Source organism: Pseudochelatococcus lubricantis (assembly GCF_042432495.1).
GTDB lineage: Bacteria > Pseudomonadota > Alphaproteobacteria > Rhizobiales > Beijerinckiaceae > Pseudochelatococcus > Pseudochelatococcus lubricantis.
Window position 1 is genome coordinate 250,000 of record NZ_JBHLXC010000006.1, and the last position, 11,627, is coordinate 261,626.

The window sequence follows — 11,627 nt, forward strand, 5'->3', positions numbered from 1 at the left end:
GGATCACTGGCGCGGGGCGCTCATGCGGCGAGGATTCGCTCGATCGCCGCGCGGTCGATGCCCTTGAGGCCGATGACGACGAGGCGCGTGCGCGGCGTTTCGTCCGCGCTCCACGGGCGGTCGAAATAGTGGTCGACACGCGGACCCGCCGCCTGCACAAGCAGGCGCAGCGGCTTGCCCTCGACGTGGGCGAAGCCCTTGAGGCGCAGGATGTTCTCGGCCTCGACAGCGGCACTGATGCGCCGCGCCAGATCTTCCGGCCGGGCGACGGCGGGCAGTTCGACAACGAAGCTGTCGAACTCGTCGTGCTCGTGGTCCGCCTCGTCGTCGTGATGCGTGCGGCGGTTTTCGATGTCGTCCTCGACGCCGAGCCCCAGTCCCAGCGCCACGGCGGCATCGACCTTGCCGTTTACGCCGGCCACGATCCTGACCGCCGGCGGCAGGTGCGGGCGCAGGGTTTCCTCGACACGGGCGCGATCCGCCTCACCGAGCAGGTCGGTCTTGGAAACGATGACAAGATCGGCGCAGGCGATCTGATCCTCGAACACTTCCTCGACGGGATCGTCGTGGTCGATGGAGGCATCGGCGGCACGCTGCGTCTCCAGCGCGGCGGGATCGGCGGCGACACGGCCTTCGGCGAGAGCGGGGCCGTCGACGACGGCGATGACGCCGTCGACCGTGACGCGCCCGCGAATCGCCGGCCACTGGAACGCCTGCACCAGCGGCTTGGGCAGCGCCAGGCCGGAGGTCTCGATCAGGATATGATCGACCTTCGGCTCCAGCGCCAGAATGCGGTCGAGAGCGGGGGCGAAGTCGTCGGCGACGGTGCAGCAGATGCAGCCGTTGGCGAGTTCGACGATGTTGTCCTGCGGGCAGTTCTCGACGCCGCAGCTGCGCAGGATTTCGCCGTCGATGCCCACATCGCCGAATTCGTTGACGACGATGGCGAGGCGGCTGCCGCCGGTCTGTTCGAGCAGGTTGCGGATGAGGGTCGTCTTGCCCGCACCGAGGAAGCCGGTGATGATGGTGCAAGGCACGCGGCCGCGAGCGGCGGAAAGGGCGGAATCAGCCATCGAAATGCGCTCCCTGTCCGGTTCTCCCGCCGGACGGTCAGAGTGAATCGGGTGACGGCAGGTCTCCTGGCTCCCGGATTCTCGCTCGTCCACCGCCTTCCCGAGTACTCAGTGGCGTGGGAGCGTGCTCCGATTTTGCGAAATCGTAACAGGCTCCGCGATTGTGTGCTTTGAGCGCTTTCCGATCGGAGAGCGCTCAACGCGGAAGAGCTATCCGGCTACAGTTGCGGGAACAGCTGCGGCATAACAAACGAAAGTCCGGCGGACGAACGTTTGCGCACCGCATTCCCTCTTAGCTTTCCCCGGCATTGCTCATGCGGGGAAAGACCGTCATACGTCATCTAGGGCCGGGGAGCGGAGCCTGTCAACGGCGCAAATTTGCGTTGGTTGCAAGCGGGTTCGGCCCTATGCTCGCGGAGAATCGGCCCGGGCGCGCCCCTCTGTTTCAGGCTCCGGCGGCTGGTTTCGGGCTGGGGCAGTTTCTTTGCGGATCGGGCAGTTTCTCTAAGGATCGGGTAGTTTCTTGGCGCACCGTTCGTCTCTTACATTCGTGCTGGGTGGCGCGCGCTCCGGCAAGAGCAGCCACGCGGAGCGGCTGATCATGGAGCAGCCCGCGCCGTGGCGCTATATCGCGACCGCGCAGGCCTACGACGAGGAGATGCATGCGCGTATCGCCGCCCATGCGGCCAGGCGGCCGGCGGGCTGGAACACCCGGGAGGCGCCGCTCGACGTCGCCGGTGCACTGGCCGCCACGCCGGAAGGCATGCCGGTGCTGGTGGACTGCCTGACTTTGTGGCTGACCAACGTCATGCTGTCGCCGGACGGACCGGATGTGGAGACGGCAAGCCAGCGGCTAGCGGAGGCGCTCGGCCGCCCGCGCGGGCCGTGGGTCGTGGTCTCCAACGAGGTAGGCCTCGGCATCGTGCCGGACAACGCCCTGGCACGCCGCTTCCGCGATGCCGCCGGACGGCTTAACCAGATGGTCGCGACGCGGGCGGATCGCGTGGTGTTCATGGTTGCTGGGCTCGCGATGCAGGTGAAATGAGTGGCGGCATGACGGATCGGACGAGGTGGGAATGACGGATATCAGCGAGGAACGGGCGCAGCGCCACAAGGCACGGATGCAGAACCGCAAGGCGGTGCAGGATGCGGAAGTCGCCGCAAAGACGGTGGAAAAGGGGCTGCTGATCGTCAACACCGGGCCCGGCAAGGGCAAGTCGACAGCGGCCTTCGGGCTGGCGCTGCGCATGCTGGGACACGGCAGGCGGGTCGGCGTGGTGCAGTTCATCAAGGGCGTGTGGCAGACGGGCGAGCGCGAGGCGTTCTCCGCGTTCGGCGAGCGCGTCGTCTGGCATACGATGGGCGAGGGCTTCACCTGGGAAACGCAGGACCTGGAGCGCGACATCACCGCCGCGCGCCGGGCGTGGGACAAGGCGCGCGAACTCATCGGCGATCCCGCGCTCAGCCTTGTCGTTCTGGATGAACTGAACATCGCGCTTCGCTACGATTATCTGGACCTCGCCGAGGTGGTCGACACGCTGCGGAACCGGCGGAACGATCTGCATGTCGTCGTGACGGGACGCAACGCCAAGCCCGAGCTGATAGCGGCTGCCGATCTGGTGACGGAGATGGGCGCCGTCAAGCACCATTTCGCCGCCGGTGTGAAGGCGCAGCCGGGAATCGAGTTCTGACGGATGGCGAGGCAGGCCCGCGCGTTGATGTTTCAGGGCACGGGGTCGGACGTGGGCAAATCGCTCATCGTTGCCGGGCTGGCGCGGGCGCTTGCCAATCGCGGACTGAGCGTGAGGCCATTCAAGCCGCAGAACATGTCGAACAATGCGGCGGTGACGGCCGACGGCGGCGAGATCGGCCGCGCGCAGGCGCTGCAGGCGCGCGCCGCCCGCGTGCCGCCGGGCGTCCACATGAATCCGGTGTTGCTGAAGCCGCAGAGCGAGACCGGCTCACAGGTCATCGTGCAGGGGCAGGTGTTCGCCAGCGCCGACGCGCGGCGCTATCAGGGGCTCAAGGCGACGTTGCTGCCTTATGTGCTCGACAGCTTCCGGCGGCTGGCGGGCGAGGCGGACATAGTGCTGGTGGAGGGGGCGGGCAGTGCTTCCGAGGTCAACCTGCGCGCGAACGACATCGCCAACATGGGCTTCGCTGCGGCCACGGAAACGCCGGTGGTGTTGATCGGCGATATCGACCGGGGTGGCGTCATCGCAAGCCTCGTCGGCACGCGGGCGGTGCTCGATCCGGCGGATGCCGCGCTGATCCGGGGCTTCATCGTCAATCGGTTTCGCGGCGATCCGGCGTTGTTCGCGGCTGGCATGGACCTGATCGCGGCGCGCACCGGCTGGCGGGCGTTCGGGCTCGTGCCCCACTTCGCCGACGCGCGGCGGCTGCCGGCGGAGGATGCGCTTGCGCTGGAGCGGGGAGAGGGCGCACGGGCCGGCGGCGGGCGCATCAGGATCGCCGTGCCGATCCTGCCGCACATCTCCAATTTCGACGACCTCGACCCGCTGGAGGCGGAGCCGGACGTCGATCTCGTGCGCGTGTTTCCCGGTTCCGCCATTCCCGGCGACGCGCGGCTGGTGCTGCTGCCCGGGTCGAAGGCCACTGTCGCCGGGTTGCGGGCGCTGCGCGCGGCGGGCTTCGACATCGATATCGCCGCCCATGCGCGCCGGGGCGGCTTCGTGCTCGGCCTATGCGGCGGCTACCAGATGCTCGGGCACGTCATTGACGATCCGGGAATCGAGGGGCCGCCGGAACGGATCGCGGGGCTGGGCCTGCTCGACGTCGCCACCCGTCTCGCGCCGCAGAAGCAGCTCGGCCTCGTGGCAGGTGAAAGCCGCGACGGCGTGCGGCTCGGCGGTTACGAGATGCATATGGGCGTGAGCGAGGGGCCTGACGCCGCGCGGCCCTTCGCGCGTCTGGACGACGGGCGCGCGGACGGAGCGGTGTCGGCGGACGGGCGCATCTTCGGCAGCTATGTGCATGGGCTGTTCGCGCACGATGCCCAGCGCGCCGCATGGCTGGCACGGCTTGGCGGCACGAGCGCCGGCGAGGACTACGCGGCGGGCGTCGAGCGGGTGCTCGACGGGCTCGCGGCGCATCTGGAGGCGCATCTCGACATCGACGGGCTGCTCAGCCATGCAGCATGAGCAGCGCGGCGGCCAGCGCGAGGGTGGCGACGAACAGCGCATCCGCGAGGCGATAGAGGGCAAGCGCGCGGCGGATGTCGCCGGCTGTGGCGTGCTGCCTGCCGCCGGCATTCATCCGCGCGTCTTCCACGCGCACGCCGCCGTAGTGGCGCGGCCCTGCCAGAGACACGCCGAGCGCGCCGGCCATCGCAGCCTCCGGCCAGCCAGCGTTGGGTGAACGGTGGTGGCGGGCGTCGCGCAGCACAGCCCGCCATGCATCGCGGGCCGAGGCGCCGGGCGAGAGGGCGGCGGCCGCGACGAGGAGCAGTGCCGTGAGGCGCGAGGCGGGCAGGTTGACGAGATCGTCCAGCCGGGCGGAGGCCCAGCCGAAGGCGCCATGGCGCGGGGTGCGGTGGCCGATCATGCTGTCGGCGGTGTTGATCGCCTTGTAGACGGCTGCCCCCGGCAGCCCGGCGGCGGCGAGCCAGAAGGCGGGCGCGATGACGCCGTCCGAAAAATTCTCGGCGAGGCTCTCGATGGCGGCACGCGCCACGGCGGCCTCGTCGAGGCTTTCGGGATCGCGGCCGACGATGTGCGCCACGGCCCGGCGTCCGCCGGCAAGGCCCTCGCGGTCGAGCGCGTCGGCGACTGCGGCGACGTGGCCGTGCAGGCTCCGCTGGGCGAGGAGCGTACTGGCGGCGAGCGCGGTGACGAGCAGGCCCACGCCGTCGCCGCACAGGCGCTGGACGGTGAAACCTGCGGCGCCGCTCACCGCGATGAGCGCCAGCAGCGCGGCGACGCCGGCCGCCTTGCGGATGCCGGGCGCGGCACCGTCACGGTTGAGATGCCGGTCGAGCAGGCTTATCAGTGCGCCGATCCACGTCACCGGATGGCCGATGGCGCGGTAGAGGCGATCCGGATAGCCGGCGGCGGCCTCGATGGCGAGCGACAGGAAGGCGAGAATGAACAGGGAGACTTGCACGTGACGCTCCAACCACCGGCGCGCCCGCCGATCGCGGAGAATCAGCCGATCGACGGGCGCTCGCCCGGCATAAAGGAAACGGCCGCGTTTGCCGATGCCGTGGCCGACCACGGCGGCGACCTCGCGCGGGCGCGGGCGCTGTTCCCCGATACGCCCGCGCCGTGGCTCGACCTGTCGACCGGCATCAACCCGCATCATTATCCGCTCCGGGCGCTCGGCGCCGAGGTGTTCGCGCGCCTGCCGGAGGAAGCCCGCTGCCGGGAACTCGCGGCGTTGGCCGCCACTGCCTACGGCGCGCCGGGTGCCGCGCAGACCGTGCCGGCGGCGGGCACGCAACTGCTGCTGCCGCTGGTCGCGGGGCTTGTGCCGCCGGGCCGCGCGGCCGTACTGTCGACCTCCTACGCGGAACACGCCCGCGCGGCGCGCCTCGCCGGCCACGCAGTGACGGAAGCGGAGACGCTCGCGGAGCTGGAGACGGCGGACCTCGCCATCGTCGTCAACCCCAATAATCCCGACGGGCGGGTGGCGGCGCGCGAGGACCTCGCCGCGCTGGGCAGGCGGCTCTCGGCGCGCGGCGGGCTGCTGGTCGTGGACGAGGCGTTCATGGATGTCGTTCCGTCGGGGGCGAGCGTCGCGGGCGACGTGGAGGCGGCGGGAATCGTCGCGCTGCGCTCCTTCGGCAAGTTCTTCGGCCTCGCCGGTGTGCGGCTCGGCTTCGCCCTCGCGCCGCGTGAGCTTGCGCGGCGGCTTTCGGCACGCCTTGGGCCGTGGGCCGTCTCCGGCCCGGCGCTGGAATATGGCCTCGCGGCGCTGGGCGATGCGGACTGGCAGGCGGAGATGCGCGCGCGCCTCGGCGGCGAGGCGCAGCGCCTCGACACGCTGCTGGCGGAGACCGGCCTGCCGGTCGCCGGCGGCACCAGCCTGTTCCGCTATCTGGACGACGTTCCGGCGCAGGAGATATTCACCGCGCTGGGGCGGCGCGGCATCCTCGTGCGTGCCTTCGAGGCGCGGCCGCGCGCCCTGCGTCTCGGCCTTCCCGCAGACGACACAGCCTTCTCGCGGCTGGCGGACGCCCTGCGCGCATGGCGGGAGGGGACGCGGTCCATATGACGCCGTTGATCCACGTAACGCCGCTATCGCGATTGTCCGAGACGCTGCGGCATTCGGGGGCGGTGTATCGGGTCTCGATGGCCTCGCCGGATGCCGCCGCGTCCCGCGAGGCGGATCGTGGGTCCGGACAGGTGCTGAGGCTCGTCTTCCACGACATCGCGGAGGAGCGGCCGGGACTCGTCGCGCCGACGGAAGGCGATGTCGCCGCCCTGCTGGATTTCGCGCGACAGTGGGCGGGCCGGGGGGCGCTGGTGATCAACTGCTATGCCGGCATCAGCCGCTCGCCCGCCGCCGCCTTCATCGTCGCGGCGGCGCTGCAGCCTGGCCGCGACGAGGCGGAGCTTGCGATGGCGCTGCGCCGGCGCGCGCCGGCGGCAACACCGAACGCGCGGCTGGTGGAACTCGCGGATGCGCTGCTGCAACGGAACGGCCGCATGACCGCCGCCATCCGCGCCATCGGGCGCGGCGTGGACGCCTTCGAGGGTGAGCCCTTCACGTTTCCGCACGACACATGAGCAAATCCGCGTCGAAGCGGTGCTATAGCATTTCGACATTTCATTGAAACGCCGAAATGCTATAAGTTTTTGATATTACGCGCTTTCTTCACGAAAACCGGTATCCACTTTGCTTGAAAACGCTTTAGGAGAAGGCGGATGCCGTGGATCAGTCGACCGGCTGCGTCTGTGACCGGTCGAGCCGCCAGTAATGACCACGGCGGGCGATGAGCGCGTCGTGCGTGCCCTGTTCGAGGACGTTGCCGTTTTCCATGTAGACGATCAGATCCGCGTCGCGGATGGTCGAGAGGCGGTGCGCGATCACGAAGCTGGTACGGCCGCTCCGCAGCCGCGCCATTGCCCGCTGCACCAGCAGCTCCGTGCGGGTATCGACGGAACTGGTGGCCTCGTCGAGAATGAGCACGACGGGCTTCGCGAGAAAGGCGCGGGCGATCGTGAGAAGCTGGCGCTGACCGACGCTGAGGCCGCTGCCGTTCTCGTCGATGGACGTGTCGTAGCCCTGCGGCAGCGTGCGGACGAAATCATCGACATGGCAGGTGCGCGCGGCTTCGAGAATCTCGTCCTCGGTGGCGCCCTCCCGGCCGTAGGCGATGTTCTCGCGGATCGTGCCGCTGAACAGCCAGGCGTCCTGCAACACCATGCCGAAGTGCCGGCGCAGGCCCTCCCGGCTCATGGCGCGGATGTCGACGCCGTCGAGCGTGATGGTGCCGGCGTCGATCTCGTAGAAGCGCATCAGCAGGTTGACCAGCGTCGTCTTGCCGGCGCCGGTCGGTCCGACGATGGCCACGGTCTGGCCCGGCAGCGCCTCCAGGCTGACGTTCTCGAAAAGCGGCACGGACGGATCGTAGCGGAAACGGACGCGATCGAACACGACATGCCCCTTCGCGCCCTCGATCTCCCCGGGTGTAGCGGGATCGGGGGCGAGTTCCGGCGCGTCCAGAAGCTCGAAGACGCGCTCTGCCGAGGCGGCGGCCGATTGCAGGATGGAGGCCATGCCGGAAACCTGCGACATGGGCTGGTTGAGCTGGCGCGTATACTGGATGAAGGATTGCAGCGCGCCGATGGTCAGCGCGCCCGCGGCCACCCGCAGCGCACCGCCGATGACAACGGCGATGAACGTCAGGTTGCCCATGAACATGATCGCCGGCTGGATCACGCCGGACAGGAACTGCGCAAGGAAGGCGTTGTCGCGCAGCGCCCCGTTACTTGTTTCGAACCGCTCGCGCGCCTGCTGCCGGTGCCCGAACACCTTCATCAGCGTGTGGCCGGTGTAGTTTTCCTCTACCTCGCCGTTCAGCACGCCGGTCCAGCGCCATTGGGCCACGAAATGCGGCTGCGACAGGCGCGCCAGCCAGCGGGCGATCACCAGCGACACGGTGAGGCTGGTCACGGCGGCGAGCGTGAGCAGCGGCGAGAGCACAAGCATCATCGCGAGCACGCCGATCACATGCAGCACAGACATCAGCAACTGGCTGAGAAGCTGCTGCAGGCTTTGGCTGACGTTGTCGATGTCGTTGGTGACACGGCTCAGCACCTCGCCGTGGGGCTGGCGGTCGAACCACGCGAGCGGCAGCCGGCCGAGCTTTTCCTCCGCCTGCTGGCGCAGCGCCCGGCTCAGTTTCTGCACCACGGCGTTCGTGAGCCACGCCTGCCGCCAGTTGGCCGCCGCCGCCGCGATCTGTAGCAACGTGGTGATGCCGAGCAGTTGCGCCAGACGGAGGAAGTCGATTTCCGCCGAGGCGGAGATGGCGTTGACGACGAGATCGGTCGCGCGCCCCAGCAGCCACGGACCCAGCACGCCGAACAGGACGCTGACGGCGGTGCAGGCGAGGATGACGGCGAGCCTCAGCCGGTCGCCATCGAGCAGGAGGCGGCCGAGACGGCGGATCGAGCCGGCGAAATCCTGCGCCCGCGCGCCCGCGCCTGCCTGCGCGGCTGCGCCGGGGCCCATGCGCGGCCCCATCCGCTGCCCGGGCGCGGCATCGGCCCCCGGGGTGGTGGCGCGCGACAGGTCCGTGTGGCGTCCGGCCGCCGTCACGACGAGGCCTCGCCGGCGCGCTGCTGCGAGGCGACGATCTCGCGATAGGCCGCGCAATCGGCCATCAGCTCATCGTGGCTTCCCGTGCCGATGATCGTGCCGCGGTCGAGCACGAGAATGCGGTTAGCGTGCCGTAGCGAGCTGACGCGCTGGCCGACGATCAGCGTCGCCGCTTCCGTGCCTATCTCCCGCGCCAGCGCCGCGCGCAGCCGGGCGTCGGTCGTGTAGTCGAGCGCGGAGAAGCTGTCGTCGAAGAGATAGATGGACGGCCGGCGCACCAGCGCCCGCGCGATGGTGAGGCGCTGCCGCTGGCCGCCGGAGAAATTGCCGCCGCCCTGCGCCACGGGGGCCTGCAGGCCCTGCGGCAGCGCGGCCACGAAGTCCTTCGCCTGCGCGATCTCCAGCGCGTGCCAGAGGTCGCCGTCGTCAGCCTCCGCGCGGCCATAGCGCAGATTGTCCGCGACGGTGCCCGAGAAGAGGAAGCTCTCCTGCGGCACCAGGCCGATCAGGCTCCAGAGCGTCGCGAGTTCGAGATCGCGCACGTCGACCCCGTTGACCAGCACGCTGCCGGCGCTGACGTCGAACAGGCGGGGAATGAGATTGACGAGCGTGCTCTTGCCGGCGCCGGTGGCGCCGATCACCGCGACTGTCTCGCCTGGACCGATCCGGAAGCTGACATCCCGGAGCACCGGCGCCTGCGCCCCCGGATAGGCGAAGCTTACGTCGACGAACGCGATCTCGCCCCGCTGCAGCGCGGGCGCGGCGAGCGGCTTCGGCACAGCTGGCTCGGCCACCGACGGCACGGTCTGCAACACCTCGCGGATGCGCCGCCCGCTGACGAGCGCGCGCGGCGCCATGGCGAACAGCATCGACGCGATCATCACCGATATCAGCACCTGCGCGATGTAGGAGATGAAGGCGACCAGCGAGCCGACCTCCATGGCGCCGGCGGCGATGCGGTGCGCCGCGAACCACACCATCGCGATGCTGGAAAGCTGCATGACGATGTTGGCCGCCGGCATGTTGAGCGCCATCAGCCGCCCGACCCGCAACGCGGTGTCGGTCAGCGCGTCGTTGGCGCCGGCGAAGCGCTCGCGCTCATGCGTGTCGCGCACGAAGGCGCGGATGACGCGCAGCCCCGTGATCTGCTCGCGCAGGATCTGGTTCACCCGGTCGATCTGCACCTGCATGCGGGAGAACAGCGGCACGCTGCGCACCGTCAGCACGCCGACGACGATCCCGAGCACGGGCACGCTCACCAGCAGCAACAGCGAGAGATGCGTGTCCTGACGGATCGCCATGACGACCGCGCCGACGCCCATGATCGGCGCGGTCATCACCATCGTCAACAGCATCACCAGCATGGCCTGCAACTGCTGCACGTCGTTGGTGGTGCGCGTGATGAGCGATGGTGCGCCGAAGGCGCGCAGCTCCGTGAGCGAGAAATTCTGCACGCGGGCGAATACCGCCGAGCGCAGATCCCGGCCGAAGCCGATGGCGATGCGCGCGCCGAGCCATGCCGTGCCGGTGGCGAACAGGATCTGCACCGCCGCCGCGCCCAGCATCACGATGCTCATGCGCAGGATGTAGGCGTGGTCGCCGCTGAGGATGCCGCGATCGATGATGTCGGCGCTGAGGCTCGGCAACAGCAGGACGGCGACGGACTGCCCGACCTGACAAAGCAGAAGCAGCAGCGCTGCCCCCCGATAGGGAGCCAGAAGCTCAAGCCATGGTGCGACCCGGTTCGTGATCTTGCCGCCTCTTCCTGAAATCCACGGAGCCCATGAAATCCACGGAACCCATGCGCCAACGACGCCGCTGCCGTTTCATCACGTACGATCGTCCCGGCACGCTCGTCAAGTGGGGCGGGGCGGCGTCTTCCCGCGCCGCCTCCGTTGTCAGCGCAGGACTTTCCGGATTTCGGCCTGAAGGCGCCGCAGGGCCGGCAGGTAGCGTGTCACGAGGCCGTCGACGCCCTCGGCGAGGGCGGGCAGGCCGAGGTTGACGGCCGCCACGGTGATGCCGCGCGCGTTGAGCAGCGGAACGGCGAGGGAGCGCAGCCCCATTTCCACCTCCTGATCGATGGCGGCATAGCCCTGCTCGCGCGCCAAAGCGACCCGTGCCATCACTTCCGCGATACCGGTCGCGGTCAGCGGCGTGCGGGCCGGGAGCGGCCGGGCCGCGAGCCGCCGCCGCGCCTCGTCCTCCGGCAGGGCGGCGAGCAGCACCCGGCCCATGGAGGTGCAATAGGCGGGAAGGCGCGAACCGGGCATCAGCGAGATCGACATTACCTTCCGCTGTGCCGCGCGGGCGACATAGACGATCTCGTCCCCGTCGAGAATCGAAACGGAGGTGCTTTCCCCGAGTTCGTCGGAGAGCCTGTCGAGCCACGGCTGCACGACCTGCGGCAGCGGCATCGCCGCAAGGCACGCGGTGCCCAGCCGCAGCACGCGCGGCGTGAGCGTGAAGAACTTCCCGTCATAGTCCGCGTAGCCGAGCTGAACCAGCGTCAGCAGGCAGCGGCGCGCCGTGGCCCTGTCAAGGCCGCTCGCCGCCGCAACCCCGGCGATGGACTGGCGGGGCAGGTCCGCCGTGAAGGTCTCGATGACGGCAAGCCCCTTGGCGAGGCCGCCCATGGTGTCGCGCTGGCTGATGGTCATGGCGGACTCTGTGCGATATACGAACAAATAACGTATAGCGCACGAATGGCATTGCCGTCCAGTCCGGCCGCGCCTAATCCTTGTTGCCGGCAACCGCCCGGCGTCTGGC

Annotated in this window: 10 protein-coding genes and 1 riboswitch; of the genes, 5 read left to right on the forward strand and 5 right to left on the reverse strand. The window is 69.5% G+C overall.

What is annotated here, in order from left to right; all coding sequences use genetic code 11:
• Positions 1 to 20: 20 nt before the first annotated feature.
• Entirely contained in the window at positions 21 to 1,073 is a 1,053-nt protein-coding gene (cobW, locus tag ACFFJ7_RS11980; RefSeq protein ID WP_377592568.1) for a cobalamin biosynthesis protein CobW, read from the reverse strand.
• Between the two features lie 39 nt (positions 1,074 to 1,112).
• Positions 1,113 to 1,420: riboswitch (cobalamin riboswitch) on the reverse strand.
• Between the two features lie 176 nt (positions 1,421 to 1,596).
• Between cobW and cobU the strand changes: the two genes are divergently transcribed.
• From cobU to ACFFJ7_RS11995, 3 genes are read left to right on the forward strand one after another with little or no spacing between them, the layout of a single operon-like run.
• Complete coding sequence (cobU, locus tag ACFFJ7_RS11985) at positions 1,597 to 2,118, forward strand: bifunctional adenosylcobinamide kinase/adenosylcobinamide-phosphate guanylyltransferase (protein ID WP_377592570.1); 522 nt, start codon at positions 1,597 to 1,599, stop codon at positions 2,116 to 2,118.
• A gap of 31 nt (positions 2,119 to 2,149) precedes the next feature.
• Complete coding sequence (gene cobO / locus ACFFJ7_RS11990) at positions 2,150 to 2,764, forward strand: cob(I)yrinic acid a,c-diamide adenosyltransferase (protein WP_377592572.1); 615 nt, start codon at positions 2,150 to 2,152, stop codon at positions 2,762 to 2,764.
• Positions 2,765 to 2,791: 27 nt separating this feature from the next.
• On the forward strand, positions 2,792 to 4,234 hold the full coding sequence (locus tag ACFFJ7_RS11995) for a cobyric acid synthase (protein ID WP_377593017.1): 1,443 nt from the start codon (positions 2,792 to 2,794) through the stop codon (positions 4,232 to 4,234).
• Here the strand turns inward: ACFFJ7_RS11995 and cbiB are convergent.
• Entirely contained in the window at positions 4,218 to 5,195 is a 978-nt protein-coding gene (gene cbiB, locus ACFFJ7_RS12000) for an adenosylcobinamide-phosphate synthase CbiB (RefSeq protein WP_377592574.1), read from the reverse strand. The two genes, ACFFJ7_RS11995 and cbiB, sit on opposite strands and share 17 nt — an antisense overlap.
• A gap of 69 nt (positions 5,196 to 5,264) precedes the next feature.
• On the opposite strand from cbiB, the gene cobD reads away from it, so the two are divergent.
• Both cobD and ACFFJ7_RS12010 read left to right on the forward strand, forming a co-directional pair.
• Positions 5,265 to 6,305 carry a threonine-phosphate decarboxylase CobD gene (gene cobD, locus ACFFJ7_RS12005; RefSeq protein WP_377593020.1) on the forward strand — a complete coding sequence of 347 codons (1,041 nt, stop codon included), beginning with the start codon at positions 5,265 to 5,267 and terminating at the stop codon, positions 6,303 to 6,305.
• Positions 6,302 to 6,820, forward strand: a complete 519-nt coding sequence (locus ACFFJ7_RS12010; protein WP_377592576.1) for a tyrosine phosphatase family protein — start codon at positions 6,302 to 6,304, stop codon at positions 6,818 to 6,820. The genes cobD and ACFFJ7_RS12010 overlap by 4 nt, the downstream gene beginning before the upstream one ends.
• Before the next feature lie 148 nt (positions 6,821 to 6,968).
• Here the strand turns inward: ACFFJ7_RS12010 and ACFFJ7_RS12015 are convergent, their stop codons facing one another.
• The 3 genes from ACFFJ7_RS12015 to ACFFJ7_RS12025 all read right to left on the reverse strand — a co-directional run bounded on the left by ACFFJ7_RS12015 (position 6,969) and on the right by ACFFJ7_RS12025 (position 11,518).
• Positions 6,969 to 8,858, reverse strand: a complete 1,890-nt coding sequence (locus ACFFJ7_RS12015) for an ABC transporter ATP-binding protein (protein WP_377592578.1) — start codon at positions 8,856 to 8,858, stop codon at positions 6,969 to 6,971.
• Complete coding sequence (locus ACFFJ7_RS12020; protein ID WP_377593021.1) at positions 8,855 to 10,648, reverse strand: ABC transporter ATP-binding protein; 1,794 nt, start codon at positions 10,646 to 10,648, stop codon at positions 8,855 to 8,857. Before ACFFJ7_RS12020 ends, ACFFJ7_RS12015 begins: the two co-directional genes overlap by 4 nt.
• A gap of 108 nt (positions 10,649 to 10,756) precedes the next feature.
• A complete protein-coding gene (locus ACFFJ7_RS12025) occupies positions 10,757 to 11,518 on the reverse strand; it encodes an IclR family transcriptional regulator domain-containing protein (RefSeq protein WP_377592581.1) in 762 nt (253 codons plus the stop codon).
• Positions 11,519 to 11,627: the final 109 nt, after the last annotated feature.